General features: G+C 64.1%; 22 protein-coding genes, 1 tRNA gene and 2 pseudogenes. 12 read left to right on the top strand and 13 right to left on the bottom strand.

Annotated elements, in window-relative coordinates:
- Nucleotides 1–67: 67 nt before the first annotated feature.
- Nucleotides 68–1,116: pseudogene (locus ACVMDN_RS16480) on the bottom strand (patatin-like phospholipase family protein).
- A 333-nt stretch (nucleotides 1,117–1,449) separates the two neighbouring features.
- Here ACVMDN_RS16480 and tgt point away from each other — a divergent pair.
- Complete coding sequence (tgt, locus tag ACVMDN_RS16485) at nucleotides 1,450–2,583, top strand: tRNA guanosine(34) transglycosylase Tgt (RefSeq protein WP_057018496.1); 1,134 nt, start codon at nucleotides 1,450–1,452, stop codon at nucleotides 2,581–2,583.
- Nucleotides 2,584–2,592: 9 nt separating this feature from the next.
- On the opposite strand, the gene ACVMDN_RS16490 is transcribed toward tgt, so the two are convergent.
- The gene (locus tag ACVMDN_RS16490; RefSeq protein ID WP_028332087.1) at nucleotides 2,593–2,808 is read right to left on the bottom strand and encodes a hypothetical protein; all 216 of its coding nucleotides are present in this window, start codon (nucleotides 2,806–2,808) and stop codon (nucleotides 2,593–2,595) included.
- Between the two features lie 224 nt (nucleotides 2,809–3,032).
- Between ACVMDN_RS16490 and cysK the strand changes: the two genes are divergently transcribed.
- The gene (cysK, locus tag ACVMDN_RS16495; RefSeq protein WP_456814403.1) at nucleotides 3,033–4,007 is read left to right on the top strand and encodes a cysteine synthase A; all 975 of its coding nucleotides are present in this window, start codon (nucleotides 3,033–3,035) and stop codon (nucleotides 4,005–4,007) included.
- Between the two features lie 18 nt (nucleotides 4,008–4,025).
- Entirely contained in the window at nucleotides 4,026–4,265 is a 240-nt protein-coding gene (locus ACVMDN_RS16500; RefSeq protein WP_050400483.1) for a BrnA antitoxin family protein, read from the top strand.
- 86 nt (nucleotides 4,266–4,351) lie between these two features.
- Here the strand turns inward: ACVMDN_RS16500 and ACVMDN_RS16505 are convergent, their stop codons facing one another.
- Nucleotides 4,352–5,227, bottom strand: coding sequence for a DMT family transporter (locus ACVMDN_RS16505; protein ID WP_141340406.1), 876 nt, complete (start codon nucleotides 5,225–5,227; stop codon nucleotides 4,352–4,354).
- A 231-nt stretch (nucleotides 5,228–5,458) separates the two neighbouring features.
- On the opposite strand from ACVMDN_RS16505, the gene ACVMDN_RS16510 reads away from it, so the two are divergent.
- Nucleotides 5,459–5,857 (top strand): RidA family protein, encoded by a 399-nt coding sequence (locus ACVMDN_RS16510; protein WP_057018605.1) that lies wholly within the window; start codon nucleotides 5,459–5,461, stop codon nucleotides 5,855–5,857.
- A 70-nt stretch (nucleotides 5,858–5,927) separates the two neighbouring features.
- Here ACVMDN_RS16510 and ACVMDN_RS16515 read toward each other — a convergent pair whose 3' ends face one another.
- From ACVMDN_RS16515 to ACVMDN_RS16545, 7 genes are all read right to left on the bottom strand, one after another.
- Nucleotides 5,928–6,482, bottom strand: a complete 555-nt coding sequence (locus ACVMDN_RS16515) for a hypothetical protein (RefSeq protein WP_076828573.1) — start codon at nucleotides 6,480–6,482, stop codon at nucleotides 5,928–5,930.
- Nucleotides 6,427–6,786 (bottom strand): hypothetical protein, encoded by a 360-nt coding sequence (locus ACVMDN_RS16520; protein ID WP_076828571.1) that lies wholly within the window; start codon nucleotides 6,784–6,786, stop codon nucleotides 6,427–6,429. The genes ACVMDN_RS16515 and ACVMDN_RS16520 overlap by 56 nt, the downstream gene beginning before the upstream one ends.
- Nucleotides 6,787–6,978: 192 nt before the next feature.
- Entirely contained in the window at nucleotides 6,979–7,578 is a 600-nt protein-coding gene (locus ACVMDN_RS16525; protein WP_018271570.1) for a formyltransferase family protein, read from the bottom strand.
- A gap of 121 nt (nucleotides 7,579–7,699) precedes the next feature.
- Nucleotides 7,700–8,989, bottom strand: coding sequence for a hemolysin family protein (locus tag ACVMDN_RS16530; protein ID WP_141340405.1), 1,290 nt, complete (start codon nucleotides 8,987–8,989; stop codon nucleotides 7,700–7,702).
- 161 nt (nucleotides 8,990–9,150) lie between these two features.
- Nucleotides 9,151–9,408, bottom strand: coding sequence for a hypothetical protein (locus ACVMDN_RS16535; RefSeq protein WP_141340404.1), 258 nt, complete (start codon nucleotides 9,406–9,408; stop codon nucleotides 9,151–9,153).
- A 128-nt stretch (nucleotides 9,409–9,536) separates the two neighbouring features.
- Complete coding sequence (locus ACVMDN_RS16540; protein WP_141340403.1) at nucleotides 9,537–9,752, bottom strand: hypothetical protein; 216 nt, start codon at nucleotides 9,750–9,752, stop codon at nucleotides 9,537–9,539.
- A gap of 193 nt (nucleotides 9,753–9,945) precedes the next feature.
- Nucleotides 9,946–10,092, bottom strand: a complete 147-nt coding sequence (locus ACVMDN_RS16545; protein ID WP_176936926.1) for a hypothetical protein — start codon at nucleotides 10,090–10,092, stop codon at nucleotides 9,946–9,948.
- A 578-nt stretch (nucleotides 10,093–10,670) separates the two neighbouring features.
- Here ACVMDN_RS16545 and ACVMDN_RS16550 point away from each other — a divergent pair.
- Nucleotides 10,671–11,522: a 3-hydroxybutyryl-CoA dehydrogenase gene (locus tag ACVMDN_RS16550; protein WP_141340401.1), complete on the top strand. Its 852-nt coding sequence runs from the start codon at nucleotides 10,671–10,673 to the stop codon at nucleotides 11,520–11,522.
- Nucleotides 11,523–11,678: 156 nt separating this feature from the next.
- On the opposite strand, the gene ACVMDN_RS16555 is transcribed toward ACVMDN_RS16550, so the two are convergent.
- Nucleotides 11,679–12,470, bottom strand: coding sequence for a hypothetical protein (locus ACVMDN_RS16555; RefSeq protein ID WP_200844441.1), 792 nt, complete (start codon nucleotides 12,468–12,470; stop codon nucleotides 11,679–11,681).
- Nucleotides 12,471–12,804: 334 nt separating this feature from the next.
- Between ACVMDN_RS16555 and ACVMDN_RS16560 the strand changes: the two genes are divergently transcribed.
- From ACVMDN_RS16560 to ACVMDN_RS16585, 6 genes are all read left to right on the top strand, one after another.
- Entirely contained in the window at nucleotides 12,805–13,065 is a 261-nt protein-coding gene (locus ACVMDN_RS16560) for a DUF3551 domain-containing protein (protein WP_057018487.1), read from the top strand.
- Nucleotides 13,066–13,153: 88 nt separating this feature from the next.
- On the top strand, nucleotides 13,154–13,318 hold the full coding sequence (locus ACVMDN_RS16565) for a hypothetical protein (RefSeq protein ID WP_016846117.1): 165 nt from the start codon (nucleotides 13,154–13,156) through the stop codon (nucleotides 13,316–13,318).
- Nucleotides 13,319–13,355: 37 nt separating this feature from the next.
- Entirely contained in the window at nucleotides 13,356–13,814 is a 459-nt protein-coding gene (locus ACVMDN_RS16570) for a hypothetical protein (protein WP_092083366.1), read from the top strand.
- Between the two features lie 523 nt (nucleotides 13,815–14,337).
- Nucleotides 14,338–14,532, top strand: a complete 195-nt coding sequence (locus tag ACVMDN_RS16575) for a hypothetical protein (protein ID WP_016846119.1) — start codon at nucleotides 14,338–14,340, stop codon at nucleotides 14,530–14,532.
- 206 nt (nucleotides 14,533–14,738) lie between these two features.
- Complete coding sequence (locus ACVMDN_RS16580; RefSeq protein ID WP_057018604.1) at nucleotides 14,739–15,644, top strand: ribonuclease Z; 906 nt, start codon at nucleotides 14,739–14,741, stop codon at nucleotides 15,642–15,644.
- A 142-nt stretch (nucleotides 15,645–15,786) separates the two neighbouring features.
- The gene (locus tag ACVMDN_RS16585; RefSeq protein WP_057018484.1) at nucleotides 15,787–16,023 is read left to right on the top strand and encodes a hypothetical protein; all 237 of its coding nucleotides are present in this window, start codon (nucleotides 15,787–15,789) and stop codon (nucleotides 16,021–16,023) included.
- A 360-nt stretch (nucleotides 16,024–16,383) separates the two neighbouring features.
- Here ACVMDN_RS16585 and ACVMDN_RS16590 read toward each other — a convergent pair whose 3' ends face one another.
- Nucleotides 16,384–16,515, bottom strand: a complete 132-nt coding sequence (locus ACVMDN_RS16590) for a hypothetical protein (RefSeq protein ID WP_256527598.1) — start codon at nucleotides 16,513–16,515, stop codon at nucleotides 16,384–16,386.
- A 1,235-nt stretch (nucleotides 16,516–17,750) separates the two neighbouring features.
- Between ACVMDN_RS16590 and ACVMDN_RS16595 the strand changes: the two are divergent.
- A pseudogene (locus ACVMDN_RS16595) lies at nucleotides 17,751–18,768 on the top strand (DDE-type integrase/transposase/recombinase).
- A gap of 43 nt (nucleotides 18,769–18,811) precedes the next feature.
- Here the strand turns inward: ACVMDN_RS16595 and ACVMDN_RS16600 are convergent.
- A tRNA-Lys gene (locus ACVMDN_RS16600) sits at nucleotides 18,812–18,887 on the bottom strand.
- Nucleotides 18,888–18,934 lie beyond the last annotated feature (47 nt).

The following is an 18,934-nucleotide window of genomic DNA, read 5'->3' on the forward strand; positions in this document are numbered from 1 at the left end:
GGTCTGTCCGGTCTATAACCCGCGCCGTGCGGATTCGTCCATTCGCGCGGTACCGGGAGCAGGCCGCTTAAGGGGGCGTTGCAGTCCAGGCCTGCCCGGCGGCGGCCTTGTCGTATCCGTACTGGTACAGCGCGCGCATATAGGCGGTGTCGAAGCCCTGCGTTTCCGGCGCCGGATAGCCGCGCTCGATGTAGGACAGATGGAAACCCAGCCGGTTGCGCCGGGCGAAGTCATAGGTCGAGAGGATCACGGAGCGTGTCTGCGCCTGCGTGATCGCGGAAATGCTGCGGGAGGCGACCTCGATCGTCGAGTTCGAGACCAGCTCGAAGTTGCCCTCGAGCTTCTTGTTGACGAGGATGTAGATGTTCATGCGGCTGTTGGGGGCCAGCCGCGCTCGCGGAACAGCAGCGCATCCGGCAATGTCAGCACCGGCGCGGTCACGCCGCCGTCGACATGCATCTCCTGGAACCGGCGGCCCTGGCCTTCGGCGTCGATCATGATCGGCGGAAACACCAGCGGGATGCTGGCGGAGGCGGCCATCACGTCGCGAAACAGCTGCAGCGCCTCGGGCGTTCCGACAGCGGCGATTCGCCCCATGTCCCAGATCACCGTGCGCTGGGTGTCGAGATCGGTGGTGACGATCAGGAGCTTTCGGCCCTTGGCGTTTTCGCGCGCCACCTCGCTCAGGATGTCCTGACCGACGTAACGCGCCACCAGTTCGCGCAGCCGCTTGTTGCCGAACAGCCCGGAGCCGAACAGCACCCGCATCAGGCTCGGATCCTGCAGCAGGCTTTCCGCGATGCCCGAGGTGTAGACCTCCTTCAGCGTGTCGTCGTAGCGCGGGCCAAGGAAGGCAAAGGGCGCAATCAGTCCGCCGGTGCTGACGCCGGAGACAACCGAAAAGGCCGGGCGGTTGCCGGCCGCGGTCCAGCCGTTGAGGACGCCCACGCCATAAGCCCCGTCGGCGCCGCCGCCGGAGAGGGCGAGGTAGGTCTTGATCGGGGCGAGGTCGCTCTTCTCGAGCTTGAATTTTGACGCCGGCTCGTCGGCATAGCGGCGCAGCCCGTCGAGGTCGAGCACCCGCGAATTGGCGGCGTCGGCGGCCGTGTAGGGCATCCGCGGCAGCGAGCTGCAGGCCGAAAGCGCCAAGGCGAGGCCGCACAGCAGGATCGCTTGCCGGATCGCGCGGGCGGCCGTTATCCAAAGGCCGGCGCCGGCGGGCCGGGCGCTAGGGGGTAAGACCATGTCTGCCAGTCACGTTCGCGGATCGACGTCGCTGCGGGAAGCCGGTTGCTCTATTGTCGTCATAAAACGACACTGTTTCGTTTTGTTTAACGGGGCTGATGATGCAAGGCCGGCATCCGGCCGGTCGTCCGTGTTCACGAAGTCGCGCGAGGGCCGCAATCCGACGGGTTGATCGGGCACCGGCGACACGCAATAAGCAGCCGCATGACTCTTCCCAATCATTTCGAACTGCTGGCGACCGACGGCGCCGCCCGCACCGGGCGCCTGACCACGCCACACGGCCTCGTGCGGACGCCCGCCTTCATGCCGGTCGGCACCGCGGGCGCGATGAAGGGCATGCATTGGCGCGAGGTGCGCGATGCGGGCGCCGATATCGTGCTCGGCAACACCTATCACCTGATGCTGCGCCCGGGCGCCGAGCGCATTGCCGGGCTTGGCGGCCTGCAGCGCTTCACCGGCTGGGGCGGCCCGATGTTGACGGATTCCGGCGGCTTCCAGGTGATGTCGCTTTCGGAGCTGCGCAAGGTGACCGAGAAGGCCGTGACCTTCCGCTCGCATATCGACGGCACTAAGGTCGAGCTGTCGCCGGAGCGCTCGATCGAGGTGCAGCGGCTGCTCGGCTCTGACATCGCCATGCAGATGGACGAATGCGTCCGGTTGCCGGCGGAGCGCGCCGACATCGAGCGCGCGATGCAGCTGTCGCTGCGCTGGGCAGAGCGCTCCAAGCGCGCCTTCGAGGCGGCGCCGGACGGCTACATGCTGTTCGCCATCGTACAGGGCGGCGACGTCCCGGATTTGCGGCACGCCAGCGCACGCGGGCTGACCGACATCGGCTTTCACGGTTACGCGATCGGAGGGCTCGCGGTCGGCGAGCCGCAGGCGGTGATGCTGGCGATGATCGAGGAGACCGCGCCGGCGCTCCCGGTCGATCGGCCGCGTTATCTGATGGGCGTCGGCACGCCGGAGGACATCCTCGAGGCGGTAGCGCGCGGCGTCGACATGTTCGACTGTGTGATGCCGACACGGAACGGACGCCACGGCATGGCGTTCACCCGCTTCGGGCAGATCAATTTGCGCAACGCCCGGCACGTCGACGATCCGCGCCCGCTCGATGAAGAGAGCCCGTGGCCGGCGGCGAGCGGCTATTCGCGTGCCTATCTGCATCACCTGGTTCGATCAGGCGAAACACTTGGGGCAATGCTGCTGTCCGAAATCAACGTCGCCTACTACCAGCAGCTGATGCAGGGCATCCGCGATGCGGTGGCGAACGGCACGTTCGAGGACTTCAGAACGAAAACGCGCGCCGGTTGGGCGCGCGGTGACATCGCTCCAAGATGAGCTGTGTGATCAGTTGCACACGATCGGTTTCACCGCGTGTTTGGTAACGAACCCGTAACCGCAGTTGTCGCAGGTCCAGAGATAGCTGATCAAATTGTCGAACAGGTACGCGGAGGCTTCCGCCGCCACCATGGAGTCCGCACACACCGGACAGGTCGGCAAATCGCAGCCGCGCGGATCGGGCCTGGACGCTGTGGTCGACAGAACTTCAGCGAGAGCTGGCATGTGACCTCCTTTGCGTTCTGAGCTGCACCTGACGAAAGTATATAAACCCATTTGTTTGACCTTGTCGCAACACAAATGCGTAGGTTTTACGTTATTTGCGTAGGTTCTATTTTGCGATGCAACGAATTCGCGTTGCGGCGGTTTCTCACTTGCGTGCCATGGTGCGCTGCTTCTAATGAGACAAGACCGCATATTCCCAGCACATCCGCTACAGGAGCCGCTTGATGGACGCGCCGTCGACAACGAGTGCAGTGCAACCCGGACGCGGCCGCGTCTTTGACTCCATCGTCGATGCGATCGGCTCTACGCCGATCGTGCGGCTGCGCAGATTGCCGCAGGCGGCTGGCGTCAACGCGACGATCCTCGCCAAGCTGGAATACTTCAATCCGGCAGCCAGCGTGAAAGACCGCATCGGCGCGGCGATGATCGTGGCGATGGAGAAGGCCGGCATCATCAACGCCGACACCGTGCTGATCGAGCCGACCTCGGGCAACACCGGGATTGCGCTTGCCTATGTCGCGGCCTCGCGCGGCTATCGGCTCAAGCTCGTCATGCCGGAATCGATGTCGATCGAGCGGCGGCGGATGCTGGCCTTTCTCGGCGCGGAGATTGTGCTGACCCCGGCCGCGCAGGGCATGAAGGGCTCGATCGCGACCGCGGAGGAATTGGTGCGCACGACGCCCAACGCTGTCATGCCGCAGCAATTCAAGAACCTCGCCAATCCCGAGATCCATCGCCGCACCACCGCCGAGGAGATCTGGAACGACACCGGCGGCAACATCGATTACTTCGTTGCCGGCGTTGGCACCGGCGGCACCATCACGGGCGTTGGCCAGGTGCTGAAGCCGCGCAAGCCATCATTGCGTGTCGTCGCGGTGGAGCCGGAAGAGAGCCCGGTGCTGTCGGGTGGCCAGCATACGCCGCACAAGATCCAGGGCATCGGCGCGGGCTTCATCCCTGACATCCTCGACCGCTCGGTGATCGACGAGATCGTCAAGATCAACAGTGCGACCGCGATCGAGACCGCGCGCGAGCTGGCGCGCAACGAAGGCATCCCCGGCGGTATCTCGTCGGGTGCCGCGATCGCTGCCGCCTTGCAGATCGGCAAGCGGCCGGAAGCCGCCGGCAAAACCATTCTGGCGATTGTGCCGTCATTCTCGGAGCGCTATCTCTCTACGGTACTGTTTGAAGGAATCTGAGACACAGGAATCCAGCATATGGCTGACCAGCCGAGGCGACCGCGAACCCTGAACGATGCGCGCAGCGAAGCCGAGGCGGCGTTCAAGCGCGCCACCACCAAGGTCGCGGACGCGGTGCCAAAGACCGTCGCTGTCCCCGGCGTCCGTGAGCAGGTCACGCTGCGGATCGATCAGGACGTGCTGGAGTATTTCCAGGAGGGCGGCCCCGGCTGGCAGGATCGCATCAACGCGGCGCTGCGCAAGGCCGCCGGAAAGTAACACGCTTTCGAAACCAGGAGGCCTGGGACGATCCCCGGGCTTTGGCTGGCGGGGCGCGGCGACGCTGCGCGCGCATGGCGCGAGCGTCACCTCGCGCGCGCCGGCTTCCTTGCGGTCGGTTTCAGGTTCATGAGGTTGCCGGCCAGGATCATGGCCGCGCCGAGCACCGTGTAGACATCGAGCCTTTCGGCATAGATCAGCCAGCCGGCGATCGCCGTCAGCGGCACGCGGACGAAATCCATCGGGATCACGACAGTGGCGTCGGCGTGGAGCAGGGCGCGTGCCATGCAATAGTGCGAGAACGTGCCGCAGAACGCGATCACGGCGAGCCAGCCCCAGGTCGAGAGCGGCGGCCAGGTCCAGACATAGACCGCAGGCCCGATGCTCGCGAGCGATTGCACCACCAGCATCCAGAACATGATCGTCAGCGTCTGCTCGGTCCGCGTCAGCGACTTGACCACGGCGACCGAGATGCCGAAGCCGACCGCCGCGGCGAGCGCGATCAGCTGGCCCGGATTGATCGCGCCGGCCGCCGGCCGCACGATCACGAACACGCCGACCAGCCCAAGCACCATCGCGACGATCTTCCACAGCGTCATCCGCTCGCCGAGAAAGCTCGCCGCAAGGATCGCGGTCCAGATCGGCATCGTGAACTCGATCGCGACCACCTGGCCGATCGGGATCAATGTCAGCGCAAAGAACCAGCCGAGCTGCGCGCAGAAATGGATCAGGTTGCGCACGATATGGACGTGCACCCGTGCCGTCTTCACGATCGCAAACCCGCCATTCATGTGGATCAGCGGATAGAGCATCGCGAAGCCGAGCACGCCGCGCACGGCCATCAGCTGGAAGACGTTGACCTCGCGCGTCGCCTCGCGGCCGGCCACCGCCACGATCAGCATCAGCGCGAGCCAGCCGGACATCCACAATGCTGCGCGGGTCTTTGAGGGCGTGCGATCCATGACGGGGAACGGCGGAGGAGGGGTGCCCGGTATCGGCGAGCTGCCATGAATTTGCAACGCGCAATTCCGTCTGCGCGGTGATGCGTCACCCACGCGATCTCTGCTAAGCAGCATCGACTACGCTGTCATCCCGGGGCGCACGTGAAACGGGCGAACCCGGGATCTCGAGATTCCGGGTCTGGCTCTGCGAGCCATCCCGGAATGACGAACGCCAAAAAGGAGGATCTGCTCATGCGCGTCTTGCAACCGGCCGAATGGTCGAAACCCCGCGGCTTCTCGCACGGTGTCGCGTTCGACGCGCCCGGCAAGTGGATCGTGCTGGCGGGGCAGACCGGCGGCGACGAGAAGGGCGACTACGCCCCCGAGATGGCCGCCCAGGTCGGCACCGCGTTGAAGCGCATCATCAAGCTGTTGAATGAGGCCGGTGCTGGCCCCGAGCACATCGTCCGCCTGACCTGGTACCTGACCAGCCGCAGCGAATATGAGGCCGCGGGCGCCGGTATCGGCGCGGCGTGGAAGGAGACGCTCGGGCGCAATTTCCCGCCGTCCACCTTGCTCTATATCGACGGGCTGGTCGATCAGCGCGCCAAGGTCGAGATCGAGGTCACCGCATTCGTGCCTGCGGCATAGCACCGCTGGGGCGTAAACAAAAAGCCCTCGGGGATGACTCGAGGGCTTTCCAGGTTGGAGTTCGGATCGATTACTTCGACAGCGTGATGCTGGCGCCGCGGAACTGGCTGTCAGCCCTGATGGTAACGGCCTGCTTGTTGCCGGTGGTGCGCATCGAGATATCGGCGTTGAAGCCGGGAGCGCTGGCAACGACCTGGAAGTTGCCGCCGCCGCCGCGACCCTGCAACGAGCCGCTGACATTGCGGCTGGACTCGCTCCAATTGCCGCTGACCACGCTGCCTTCGGCCTGCACATCGGCCGCTAGGTTGAACTTGTAAGCGTCGCTGGCGCAGGTGAGGCTCATGGTCATCCGGGGCCCGCCGACGTGATACGTCGCCCGGCAGCGGATGCGCTCGCTGGAGCCGTCGTCCAGCGTGACCGAGCCGGCGCCCGACCAGGTGCCCGCCATGCCGGCGAACGGGCCGGACTGGGCATGGCCCGTGGTACTTGCGAGTGCGGTCACGAAAAACGCGGCGGCTGCAAATGCTGGCCGCCGCGCGATGGCAAAGAAACTTGATAGGCTGGTGATCTTACTGACGGGATGCTTCCCATCGGCCGCTGCATGGTACGCCAGCTGATGCCCCATTCCACTTCCCCGATCCGGAGTTGCCACTGAGTTGTCCGTTCGCATATGCACCATTGATCGAGACTCGCACAAGTCCCCCGCTGCCGACGGTGCCGGAGATCGCCGCGCCCTGTGCCGAGATCTTTCCTTCAGCGACGGTCACGGTCGAGCTCTGCGACGGTTCGCAGCTGCCGGTCTTGGTGACGACGGTGACGTTCCAAAGCCCGTCATAAGGCTGCTGAGCGGACACGGGAGCAGCGGTGAGGGCAGCAGCCGAAGCGACCGAAGTGACCAAAATCAGGTCGCGAATGCGGATCGAACGCATGAATCAAATCCCTGTAATTTCGTGTGATGACGCGGCTTATCCTGTCACAATGTGTTCAAAATTTGCTGCGTCGCGGGAGTCCCCAAATGTTCCTGTGAACTCAAACACATCATGGTGAATTCGGTTCCGGATCAGGAACGGAAAATCCGAGCATGGCTTTTCCGAACGAGGTATTGTTGTACTCTGGCTCGGTTAGTGTTTGCCAGGGCTCAGATTCGGCGCCTTGGTCGCGAACTGCTCATCCTGGACCTTGGCCGGCAGCGAGCCGTTGACCTTGCCATAGTCGATGACCTGGGCGAGCAGACGCAAACCGAGCGGCGCCAGCGCGCGCTCCCAGAGCTCGCGGGCGGTCTCGCCTTTCTTGACGAACACCCAGTCCTGCGCGGCGATCGCGCCGGCGTCCATGCGGTCGGCGAGGTGATAGATGCTGCCGCCGGCGATCGGATCGCCTTCCTTGATGGTCCACTCCACCGCGGCGATGCCACGGTGGCGCGGCAGCAGCGACGGGTGGTATCCGATGCCGCCGAGCCGGGACGCGGCAAGCGCCTCCCTGCTGACCCGGGCATGGCTGTGGGCGGTCACGATCAGGTCGGTGTCCGGCGCGATCTCGGCGGCCGTCACCAGCTTGGGATCAGCCTGGACAACGACTTCGATGCCGGCCGCCCTGGCCGCTGCCGCCAGCCGGTCCTCGCCGTCATGGACGACCACCCTGACCAGCGTGACGTGGTGTTCGCGCAGCATGTTCAGGGTCGTCACGCCGAAATGGCGGGAACCGACAAGGGTAATGCGCATCGGGATCTATTCCGTGGGGTTTACTCGGGGATTGCTCGGGCCGCCGCTATGCCGATAGCATACCGCGGCGGCCTGTTTCGCTGTCTTGCCCCTTATCAACAGGACGGCCGGGTGGCAAATGTCAGGCCGCCGGCTGCTTGCTGGCCAAAACCTTGTCGATGCGCCGGCCGTCGAGGTCGACGATCTCGAATTCCCAGCCCTGCGCGGCGGTTTTCGCGCCGACATCGGGGATCGCGCCGAATTCATGCAGCAGGAAGCCGGCCGCGGTCTGGTAGGGCCGCGGCGATGGCAGCGTGATGCCGAGCAGCTCGCTGAATTCCAGCGCCGGCATCCAACCGGAGATCAGGTAGGAGCCGTCGGCGCGCCGGACATAGGCCGGCTCGGCCGGTCCTTCCTCGGTGTGGAAGGCACCGACGATGGCCTCGAGGATGTCGGCGCTGGTGACGACGCCCTGGAAGGTGCCGTACTCGTCGTGGACGAGGCCGATATGCACTCTGGAGTCGCGCAGGATCGCGACCACGTCGCGGGCGTCGACGGTCTCCGGAATGATCGGCGCATCGCGCGTCAGCGCGCGGATGTCGGGCGTCTGGCCCGCGAGGTAGACGTCGAGCACGTCCTTGGCCTGCACGATGCCGAGCGCATGGTCGCGGTTGCCGTCGAACACCACGCAGCGCGAGTGACTGCTCTTTTGCAGCGTCGCCAGGATCTCGGCCGCGGGAGCGGCGAGGTCGATCAGGCTGACCTCGTGGCGCGGCGTCATCACGGCGCCGACCGGCAGATCGCCGAGCCGCATCACGCCGGCGATCATCTCCTTTTCGCCGGGCTCGAGCACACCGGCGTTCTCGGCCTCCACCACCAGCGTCTTGATCTCGTCCTCGCTGACGCGGTCCTGTGCATCCTCGCGATGGCCGAGCACCCACAGCAGCAACTTGCCGGAACGGTCGAGCAGCCACACCAGCGGCAGCGACAGCCGCGCCATCATGGTCATGGCCGGAGCGACCTTGACCGCGATCGACTCGGGATCGCGCAATGCGATCTGCTTCGGCACCAGCTCGCCGACGATCAGCGAGGCATAGGTGATCACGCCGACGACGAGGCCGACGCCGACCGCGTCGGCGACACTTGGGGACACGCCGAGCTCAAACAGCCATTGCGTCAAACGCTGGCCGAGCGTTGCGCCCGAGAAGGCGCCCGACAGCACGCCGATCAGCGTGATGCCGATCTGCACCGTAGAGAGGAACTTGCCGGGATCGGAGGCCAGTGCAAGGGCGCGGCGCGAACCGCTGACGCCTCGTTCGACCAGCGCCGCGAGACGCCCCGGACGCGAGGAAACGATCGCGAGCTCCGACATCGACAACAGACCGTTGACGACGATCAAGACCGCCACGATCGCAAGTTCCAGATATAGCACGGGAGTACCTAAACATTGGCGGCGTTGGCCGCTACACGACCCAATATAGGCATACCGGAGCGGTTTTGCTGTGCCTTGTCGGACGTCCCTGCACAAGCAGAGGGTGCGTATGGCCAGCATGCAGCAGGAGATCGCGGCATTTTGGCGCGCTGGCATCATGCCTAGGCGAGGATCCGCAGCGGCGGCTTGGCGAACCTCCTGCCCGATGAGGCGGGCTGCATCAGCATTCGTTTGGAGGCGGCTTGCAGTTGCACGCGCAAATCGGCGTTGCATTGCTTCATCTGGTTGCGCAATTCGCGGCGGGAGAAGGCGGTGAGCGAGGGGTCCGCGAGTTGCTGCCAGGCCTTGCGCAGCCATTCCTGCAGTTCGCGAATGTTCTGATCCAGAACCTTCTGATCAAACACGTCGGGCTGGGTCATGCCGCCAAATCCCACGAAGCGATCAGTTGCAAAGTAACGCTGATTCGCGTCGCTTCACCTAGCGCTATGTTGCGCGGGCGCGTTTGCGGCAGGGCAGATCGGAGGCGGCAGGCTTGTTCGTGCCCGCGTCAGCGAGCGTCGCCGGGCCCGGTGCGCAGCAAATCCAGCGCGACCGGCAGCGCGAGGGACAGCGCCGCGAGCATCGAGAGATGGCGCGTCTGCGCGGCGGTCAGGCCGAGATCGTATTGGGCGAGATAAGCCAGCATGATCGCGATGTAGGCGGCGACGCAGATTGCGACGGCGATGCTTCCGAAATCGGTCTTGCTGTCGGTCTTATCGTCCACGGCGGCACCACGTCGTTGCGGGAGCGGTGTAGTATGAGCTGGATCACGAGCGGAGGAGCCGCTCCGGCCAAATGGCTTCGTGCGTCACGACGGGCCAACTGGCGGAGGCAAACGTCGCGATCAGCATTCCGCAGCAACGTGGCCGCGGCGACTCCAGATCGGCCTTGGCGACCACCTGCCGCCAGCAAGCGGCCTAGCGGGGGCTGCGTTTCGGCTGGCCTTCGCGCGGAAGCTCGACCGGGATGTGGGGCGCGGTGCTCACCACGCGGGGGCTTCCGTCGGAATGGGTCTGGCCGTTGAGCAATGTCTCGAGCACCAAAAAGAATTTTTCAGCAAGCATGGGCGTAGCCCTCGTCGTCTAATGTCCTTGTGTCGCGGCGCGCCGCGGAAAATTCGATCAACAAAATGCGAGTCGCACCGGCATGGCGATGCTGCGGCGCAATGTCTCTCGCACGCAATCCGGGAGATTACGGCGCCCACGCCGTCAACCGAGGCTTGCGCGAAATAGTTGCCAGCTTCCTAACGATTGCCGGCGCGGCACGTGATGGCGCTCACCGTTCCTTCAAGGATGCACGTTATTGATAGGGGTATGGATCGTGACCAGGACATCGACGAGGGATTTGGATCGGCGCTGCGCCGCAGCTACGGGCGGCTGGCCTGGTGGATCGTCCGATTTAACCGCGTGCTCGAACCGTCGCGCGCGGCCGAACCGCCGCGCACCCTATCGCCGCCGCGGCCCGCTGTTCCGCCACGGCGGCCTGTCCCGCCGCGCCCCGAATAGACCTCACCGGAATACCAGCCTCCGCTGTATCGGCCGTGCGGCCGGACTGCTATTCATGCGCCATCCGCGGACCCCTCCGGTCCGCCGTTTTTGACGATGCGGCCGCGCGGCCACGCAAGCGACGAGGGACGAACGCAATGATTGAGACGGTTGGCATTATCGGCGCCGGGACCATGGGCAACGGCATCGCGCAGATCTGCGCGGCGGCAGGCCTCGGCGTGACCATGGTGGATATCTCCGACGCGGCGGTCCAGCGCGGCCTGAAGACGGTCGGGAGCAGTCTCGATCGGCTGGTCGCCAAGGAGAAGATGACCGCGGCCGATCGCGACGCGACGCTCGGGCGCATCAATGCGACCACCGACAAGGCCAAGCTCGCCGCCTGCGATCTGGTGATCGAAGCCGCGACTGAGAACGAGGAGCTGAAGGTCAAGATCCTGAAGGATCTCTGTGCGGGGCTGAAGCCGAGCGCACTGGTCGCAACCAACACCTCGTCGATCTCGATCACCCGCCTTGCAGCCTCGACCGATCGTCCCGACCGCTTCATCGGGATGCATTTCTTCAATCCGGTGCCGGTGATGGCGCTGCTCGAATTGATCCGGGGCCTGCAGACCTCGGACGACACCGTCGCCAAGGCCGAAGCGTTCGCCAAGCGAGTCGGCAAGGTGGCGATCACGGCGAAGAACAGCCCCGGCTTTGCGGTGAACCGCATCCTGTGCCCGATGATCAACGAGGCGATCTTCGCGCTGCAGGAAGGCATTGCCACCGCCGAGGAGATCGATGCCGGCATGAAGCTCGGCTGCAACCATCCGATCGGCCCGCTCGCGCTCGCCGATCTGATCGGGCTCGACACGATGCTGTCGGTGATGGAGGTGTTCTACACCGGCTTCAACGACCCCAAGTACCGGCCGGCGCCGCTGCTGAGGGAGATGGTCGACGCCGGCCATCTCGGCCGCAAGACCGGGCAGGGGTTCTACAGCTACAGCAAGTGAGGCCGGCGCGCGCCCGACCCCGTAATCATCCGGGATGGATCGCGCGGACAAGGTCGCGTAACGACAAGACCTGATCCGCCACGAGGCGGGGGACATCAGAAACGAGGCCCGGTCTCCTAGGCACACCGGGCCTCGTTTTTTTGTGGGATACCGGGCTCAGTTGGCCGATGCGACCGGCGTGACGCCGGTTTCATCGGGATCGGCGCCGAACAGGCCGACGAGGAACTTGTAGTAGTCCGGCATCTTCTCCTTCAGCGTGGCGCGCGTATAGGGTTCGTGCTCGGAATCCTTGCCGGCCAGGAAGATGCTCGCCGTCACCGCGAAGAACTCCTGCTGGTTCTTCAGCGCATAGGCCTCCTTGGCGAACAGCTCCTTCGATTTGGCCTGGCTGAGGAAGCCCTTGATGCCCTTGTTCTCAAAGCCGTTCGGCATCAGCCGCGCGTGATAGGCGTGAAGGAATTCGTGCAGCAGCACCGGGTCCTTCGCGTAACGCATCATGTTCGGACGCATCCTGATGATGCCGATGCCGGAATCGAGCGCAAGCGCGAGCGGATCCGAATTGGTCCATTGCTGCTTGTCGTGATCCCAGATGGTGACGTCGCGGGTCGTGCCGCGGTCCCATTCCGGCGGCGTCAAGCCATAGCAGGCCGCTGCCGCGCCTTCGTCGAGACACGCCATCTCGCTCGCAACGATCGGCACGCGATGGAAGAACTGCAACACCTTCGGGCTGAAGCCCGCGGTTTCCACGACGTCGAGCTGGCGGCGGACCATGTCGGCGATGCTGGTGACGTCCTTGCGGTCGGCGTTCTCGGAGAGATCGAAGACGTAGCCGCGATATTTCTCGACGCTGCTTGGTGCCGCCTCGGACGCCCCCGACATTCGTGGTCCGGCAACGGCCGCTCCGGCCGCAAGTGACAGGATCATTGAAGCAATGAGCGTGCTGCGCATGATTATCCCCCGTGCGACGAGCCCTCTCCGGGTGTCGTCGTCCATTGAGCCGCGCGGGAGACTAGGGCAGCCGCCTTGCGGCGCGCTTAAGTCGTACATTTCAACCGGGCATCTGCGATTAGGCGCCGGTTAACTACATGCGCTGGGATGGCCCGGCGGGCAGCGGGTCTGGAGGCCGCGGGGGCCGATGACCGGTCAGCCGGTCCTCACCGTGGCGCGACCGGGCTTTGAGCCATCGTCACAGCTTCTTGAGGCGGTGCCCGGAAACCTCGCAGATCCTGCCGCCGTACCTAGATCAGCGGCTGGGAGCCGGATTGAGCAAGGAAACACGATCATGCGCAGGACGAATTGGGCAATTCTGGCGTTCGCGGCGCTCGGAACGAGCTGGATTGTCGGTTCCGCGTCGCCTGCGGCGGCCGATCCCTACGAGTATCCCTGGTGCATCCAGGGCCGGCAGGAGGGATATCCCGGCTATTGCGGCTACCAGACCTATCAGCAGTGCCAGGCATCCGCGTCGGGCCGCGACGCCTATTGCGGCATCAATCCGCGCGTTGCCTTCAGCCAGCAGCGGTTGGCGCCGCGGGCGTTCCGCTGAGCGGTGCAAGGAGGTCGGGCCAAGCGACCGTCGGGCACGATGGTTGCATAGCTGACGGTCGGATCATTTTTTCTGCCTTGGAGCGAATATGGGCGAGATCATCAGGTTCATCTCGAAGTCCGAACGCGAGCGTGCGCGTCTGATCCGCGAGGCGCGTGCGAATTATGAGCGCATCTTTCCATCGGCCGACCCGGCTGATGCGCAGGGCGCCGCAGACGAGGGCAGCGGCAGCGAGGCGTCGTCGAAGCCGTAGCGCGCCGGTATTGCGCGCAAGGGGAGGCGGAGCGGCGATGTGGCAGCGTTTGTGGCAAACTTGGACGATCGACAAGCCGGCCGCGCTTGGCGATTGGCTGTGGCAGATCCTGGTCGTTGAGCTCGCCGCCTTGCTCGATCGGCTGACGTTGCGGAAGCTGATCGCGCTGATCCCGGTTGCGATCGTGATCGGCGCCTATTGGCACCGGATTCCGCTTCCTCCCGAGCTGATGCTGGTCGGCGATGTGCTGGCCTATATCGACATTTTCTCGATGATCTTCCTGATCGGCTTCTTTACCCGGGTTGCGACGGTTGTGGCGGTCGTCAGACAGGCTATCGGTCTCGTCCGCGGCGTGATGCAGCATGTGCCGATGGCGCTGCACAGGTTTGGCGTTCGTCACCGTCGCGCCAAGGACAGCACGCGCCGCAGGCGGCTCACGCATGCGAAGACAGATGACGATGGCGCCGCCGGCATGGCAGGCCTGGCTTGGGCCTAGTCCGACGCGATGTGGCGGTGACGAACGCGATCGTGGCGTCTATCGCGGCTGCCCGGCCTGATCGCCATCATCCGCCTTCGGCCGGGCCGGGCTGTGCGCGGACGCGCCGTCCTGGCTCCGCCGGTGCGAACTGGAGAGGTCGGTCGCGCCGTGCTGGGATCGATGATACGCGATACCCATCTGGAAACTCCAGACGCCGAACAGCAGCGCGCCTGCCACACAGGCCGCCACGAAAGCCCAATCGCGTTTCCTCATCGGTCCAACAAAGCCAATTCGATACCGCACCAACCGCGTGTGTTCCGAGGCTCGCCAAGCGAGCCCGCCGCATTGTGAGACGATTGCACGCGCTTGTCGATCCGCGCGGCTCACCCTCGCATCGGTCACGGAGCGGTGGTCATCAAATCATGCGTCCAGAAACACTCCGACCAGATTGCGCGTCCCCCGCAACAAACTTGCCAAACTTTCACTAGGGCGCTGGCGCACTGAGTTCGAAAATGTAAGGACCCGATCGGACGATTCGCGAATGACCGAACTTGAGGAGCTCAGATATTTCGAGCATCAGTGCCTGGAGATGGCGGAGCAATCCACGCTGCCGGATGCCCGCCGCGCGCTCCAGATCCTGGCGCGCAACTACGCCGCCGCGGCCGAAATCGTCGAACGGCGCGCGCAATCCGCCAACACCGCGCTCGCGCAGCTGTTTCGATGCTTGAGGCTGTGACCGGTTGAGGGCGTGACGAGGGCGCCGGTCACGACGACCGATCCCGATGGCGCGGATGCGGTCTGCGCCTAAAGCCGCCGGCTTCAGGACCTTTCGGTCCACCGTCGTCGGCATCGAGATGCTTGAACACATCGGGCGACGCTGCCATCAGATTGCGCGATCTCGGCGGCGTGGCGCCGTCGGCAGTCGGAAGGCGAGGTGCTGCGATGTTCTCGCTGACTTTTCTGGGAACGTCGGCAAGCGTGCCGTCTCCCGAGCGCAATCACCCGGGCATTCTCGTCGAGGCAGCCGGCAGTCGTATTCTGGTCGATTGCGGCGAGGGAACGCAGCGCCAGCTGCTGCGGAGCGGCGCCGGCTTTCGACGGCTTGATCACCTGCTGCTGACCCACGGGCATTTCGATCATGTGCTCGGCATCCCCGGGCTGTTTTCGACCCTCCGGTTGCGGCAAAGTTCGGATGCGATGACGATTCATGCCGGGCCAGGCACGCTCGATGTCGTCGTCCGGATGCTGGCAGGCCTGTGGGGCGAGGGCAGAGCGCCGATCCCGCTTGATCTGGTGCCGTTAAGCGAGGGGCGAGTCCTCGACGCCGGCGAATTCACCGTCGATTGCTTTCCCGTCCGCCACCGGGATACGGACAGCTTCGCCTTCACCTTTCAGAGCGCGATACGCCGGCATCTCCTCCCGGACCGGCTTCTGGCGCTGCGCGTGCCTGATGGGCCGGTTCGCCGGGAGCTGGCGGAGGGGCGGCAGGCGAAGCTGGACGATGGTCGCACCATCGATCCGGAGCAGGTGCTTGGCCCGGCCCAGGGGCGAAAGAAGCTCGTCATTGTCGGTGATGCTGAAACAACCGAGGGGCTGGCTGAACACGTCAGGGACGCCGACGTGCTGGTGATCGAAGCGACGTTTCTCGAGCGCGACGCGGCCATCGCGCGCGACTACGGGCATTTGACGGCCAGCGAAGCCGCCGCGCTCGCAGCGCGGAGCGGGGTCAAGCAGCTCGTCCTCACGCACATCTCCGGCCGCTATCCGGACGAGGACATTCTGGCGGAGGCGACGAGGACTTTCCCGAACAGCAGGATAGCCATCGACTTCGACCGCATCGCTATCTGAGTGCGCGCCGCACGAACAACGTTTCATTAACCCGACTCACGCAACGTCGTTTCAGGCCATCTGGATGGGCCGCTAGCAGAAGGCCGCCACGAGTGACTACGTGGCGGCCTTTTGCGTCCCACAGTGTCAAGGGAGACGACCGATGGACTACGGCGCCTTCACCGACGCCAGCCTGAAGATGATGTACGAAGCCGTCCGCGGTGCGCTCAGAGCCGACGACGAATTCGAGGCAGCCGGCGAAGAGCCAAAATTCCGCGTCCGCGCGACGCCCGAGTGGAAACGGCATGCCGGCAGCCTCGAGGCCGAGATGCTGAAGCGAGGGATGCAGCTCGATATCATCGACTGGACAGGCGGTCAGGGCGAACTGCCGTTATCTTGACGGCCGAACTCCAGCAGCGTTCCGAATGTTCGCTCCGAATTGTGCGCTGAACGGCGCGCTTGCGCCGTCATGCGTCGCGCTCCCCCTCGGCGCGGGGGTAAACTTTGTGAGGGGGGCGGTTTTCGTTGTGCCTTGAGCTGTTCCCCGATCGTTCCCTTCCAACGGCGACGTGGCCCGCTCAGAACGTCCCGTGGCCAAAGCTGAATTTCGCAAGGGCCTAATTGCTCCACCGATGCGCCGCCATTTCGCCGCGCCTCGTTCGCTTTGCCCAACTCTGTTCATATACCTTACGAGGTAACACAGATGTCATCTGTTCGCGGTTTGTGTCGCCACCGATCGGGGTATTCGATCCAGCTCTGCCTACGGCTCGGGCTCAAGGGCGTCCGTCAAGGCCTGCTTTATGTGTTCGGCCTGTTCCTTCGTCAGCTTCTCGGCGAAGTGGCCGTCTTTCTTCAACTGCGCTGGTCCCTTGAGCTCTCGATCATAAACCATCCAGTCGGTGCTTCCTCTCCGAACGACAAACCTTGACTGTAGGGGCGCTGCGTATCTCAACGATACCTCCCAATGAATCCAGCTGCTCGTCTCCAAAAGACACATCCGGCGACAGCTTGTTCCTGAACCGGGACACTGAAATTTCCTGCGCCACCTAAAGAGCAAGGCTCATGCCGGAATACACGCGCCTCCGACCGGTCCGGAGAACCGCAGGCAGGCTCGACGCAAGCGACGCCGAACGTGATGACTGCGACAGGGAGAGCAACGAGCCGTTGGCGTCCGAATGCGTCTGGTCCGAGCATTGGGATTGCAGTTCTGACCGTCCCGAAAAATTACGCCGCCGGGCCCGAAATGAGTTGTCCCGGCGGCGCCCTGTTCTTCCAGCCTCTGGGCCCTGAAATCCCCAGCGCCGAAAACCTACTAAAGATCACGCCGAACAACTGTGGCTTGGTTCACACAAAATTAAGAACAAGAGCCGGCGCCAGGGCCCGGGCCGGCTTCCAAACACCACGAGAGCGATGTCACTGCCACACGGAAATTTCGCGAATGTTTGGGAGGGGGACTACTTGGCTCAAATGGTTTCAGCGGCCCGAGACATCGGTGACATCTCGTACCGGACACATGGGTACACTTTCCGCTGTTGTTCTGCGGGAGGTGTGGATGCCGTGGAAAGCGAGTTCGGTGATGGAAGAGCGCCGTCGCTTTGTCGCCTGTCTTCTGGACGAGGAGGCCATGGCGGACGTCTGCCGGGAGTGATGCCGTGTTCCGCGTGTCCTACGATATTCCAGCAGGTGGCCCGTAGGCATCGTGATCAGCGATTACGCTGCAACTTCCGTCCTCTCGAAAAAACAGGCCATTGCCTGCGACTTCCTTCCACCAACCCCGGCCAATCCGCGATCGACGCATACTCACCACGCCAAAGCGCCACGCGCTCATATCACCTTGGAATGGCTGCTCGGAGAACAAATCTTGATATCCCGGCACAGGCCAGGTGTGATCCAGCACATCCCACTCCGTGAGATTGCCTTCAAGCCAAGCATCGAAATGATCCCTGATTTTCGTTCCCGGAGGATTCGGAAACAGAGCATTGATGTAGGCTGTTCCGTCCGCATCCAACCTCGTGGGAAGAGCCTCGACGACCCTCCGCAGAAGCTCTGAGCGGCCCGAGACATAGGTGACATTTCGTACCGGACACATGGGTTACACTTTCCGCTTTTGTTCTGCGGGAGGTGTGGATGCCGTGGAAAGCGAGTTCGGTGATGGAAGAGCGCCTTCGCTTTGTCGCCCGTCTGCTGGACGGGGAGGCCATGACGGACGTCTGCCGGGAGTTCGGCGTGTCCCGCAAGACCGGCTACAAGATTTTCGATCGCTACAGGGAACAGGGCGCGGCGGCGCTATGCGATCGGTCGCGGCGACCGGTGCGCTATGCCAATCAGCTCCCCGAGCCAATCGAGGGCCTGATTGTTCGTCTCAAAGCCGAGAAACCGCACTGGGGCGCGCGCAAGATCCGTGAGCTCTTGGTCCGGCGGCTCGACGGCGATATCCGGGTTCCGGCCAAGAGCACCATCCATGCGGTTCTCGATCGCCATGGCCTGGTCAAGCGCGCAGGCGTGCCGCGCCACCGCGCGCGCGGCACGCCTCTGTCCGCGGGGGCCGGACCCAATGATCTGTGGTGCGCCGACTTCAAGGGCGAGTTCAAGCTCGGCAATGGCCGTTATTGCTACCCGCTGACCGTCACCGACCATGCCTCGCGCTTCCTGCTGTTGTGCGAAGCGCTCGATTCCACCCGCGAGGAGCCGGCCATTGCGGCCTTCGAGCGGTTGTTCCGTGAGCGCGGCATGCCGCGCGCCATTCGCTCCGACAATGGCGTGCCGTTTGCCAGTCCCAACGCCTTGTTCAATCTCTCAAAGCTCTCGGTGTGGTGGCTGCGGCTTGGCATTGCCATCGAACGCATCAAGCCCGGCCATCCGCAGCAGAACGGCCGTCACGAGCGCATGCACCTCACGCTCAAGCAGGAGACCACTCCACGATCGCGAGGTGCTCGTCACCGCCTGTGGACGGCTCTGCCTGCATCGCAAGCGCATCAACCTCTCCACCGTGCTGGCTGGACTAAAACTCGGCATCAAGGAGGTCGACGACGGCATTTGGCTCGTCAGCTTCATGCACTATGATTTGGGATACTTCGACCTGGAGCAGAAAACCCTGCAACCCCGCGACAACCCGTTCGGCACGAGGCTGTCACCCATGTCTTAGGTACGACCTGTTACCCATGTCTCCGGGCTGGACAGAATTTGTTTGGTGAGCGCGGAGGGACTCGAACCCTCGACCCCATGATTAAAAGTCACGTGCTCTACCGCCTGAGCTACGCGCTCACTCACCTGAACATTAGATCCGGACGCCAGCGGTGAACCGCTCCGGA

The organism is Bradyrhizobium sp. USDA 4510 (assembly GCF_054059095.1).

Excerpts from the sequence above, each read along its gene's own strand:
- ACVMDN_RS16535 (WP_141340404.1), bottom strand. The coding sequence starts at position 9,408 with ATGACCCAGCCCGACGTGTTTGATCAGAAGGTTCTGGATCAGAACATT.
- ACVMDN_RS16585 (WP_057018484.1), top strand. The coding sequence starts at position 15,787 with ATGGACTACGGCGCCTTCACCGACGCCAGCCTGAAGATGATGTACGAA.
- ACVMDN_RS16500 (WP_050400483.1), top strand. The coding sequence starts at position 4,026 with ATGGCTGACCAGCCGAGGCGACCGCGAACCCTGAACGATGCGCGCAGC.
- ACVMDN_RS16520 (WP_076828571.1), bottom strand. The coding sequence starts at position 6,786 with ATGCGTTCGATCCGCATTCGCGACCTGATTTTGGTCACTTCGGTCGCT.
- ACVMDN_RS16580 (WP_057018604.1), top strand. The coding sequence starts at position 14,739 with ATGTTCTCGCTGACTTTTCTGGGAACGTCGGCAAGCGTGCCGTCTCCC.
- ACVMDN_RS16550 (WP_141340401.1), top strand. The coding sequence starts at position 10,671 with ATGATTGAGACGGTTGGCATTATCGGCGCCGGGACCATGGGCAACGGC.
- ACVMDN_RS16490 (WP_028332087.1), bottom strand. The coding sequence starts at position 2,808 with ATGCCAGCTCTCGCTGAAGTTCTGTCGACCACAGCGTCCAGGCCCGAT.
- ACVMDN_RS16560 (WP_057018487.1), top strand. The coding sequence starts at position 12,805 with ATGCGCAGGACGAATTGGGCAATTCTGGCGTTCGCGGCGCTCGGAACG.
- ACVMDN_RS16525 (WP_018271570.1), bottom strand. The coding sequence starts at position 7,578 with ATGCGCATTACCCTTGTCGGTTCCCGCCATTTCGGCGTGACGACCCTG.
- ACVMDN_RS16510 (WP_057018605.1), top strand. The coding sequence starts at position 5,459 with ATGCGCGTCTTGCAACCGGCCGAATGGTCGAAACCCCGCGGCTTCTCG.
- ACVMDN_RS16505 (WP_141340406.1), bottom strand. The coding sequence starts at position 5,227 with ATGGATCGCACGCCCTCAAAGACCCGCGCAGCATTGTGGATGTCCGGC.
- tgt (WP_057018496.1), top strand. The coding sequence starts at position 1,450 with ATGACTCTTCCCAATCATTTCGAACTGCTGGCGACCGACGGCGCCGCC.
- ACVMDN_RS16570 (WP_092083366.1), top strand. The coding sequence starts at position 13,356 with ATGTGGCAGCGTTTGTGGCAAACTTGGACGATCGACAAGCCGGCCGCG.
- ACVMDN_RS16555 (WP_200844441.1), bottom strand. The coding sequence starts at position 12,470 with ATGCGCAGCACGCTCATTGCTTCAATGATCCTGTCACTTGCGGCCGGA.
- ACVMDN_RS16590 (WP_256527598.1), bottom strand. The coding sequence starts at position 16,515 with ATGGTTTATGATCGAGAGCTCAAGGGACCAGCGCAGTTGAAGAAAGAC.
- cysK (WP_456814403.1), top strand. The coding sequence starts at position 3,033 with ATGGACGCGCCGTCGACAACGAGTGCAGTGCAACCCGGACGCGGCCGC.
- ACVMDN_RS16565 (WP_016846117.1), top strand. The coding sequence starts at position 13,154 with ATGGGCGAGATCATCAGGTTCATCTCGAAGTCCGAACGCGAGCGTGCG.
- ACVMDN_RS16545 (WP_176936926.1), bottom strand. The coding sequence starts at position 10,092 with ATGCTTGCTGAAAAATTCTTTTTGGTGCTCGAGACATTGCTCAACGGC.
- ACVMDN_RS16515 (WP_076828573.1), bottom strand. The coding sequence starts at position 6,482 with ATGGGGCATCAGCTGGCGTACCATGCAGCGGCCGATGGGAAGCATCCC.
- ACVMDN_RS16575 (WP_016846119.1), top strand. The coding sequence starts at position 14,338 with ATGACCGAACTTGAGGAGCTCAGATATTTCGAGCATCAGTGCCTGGAG.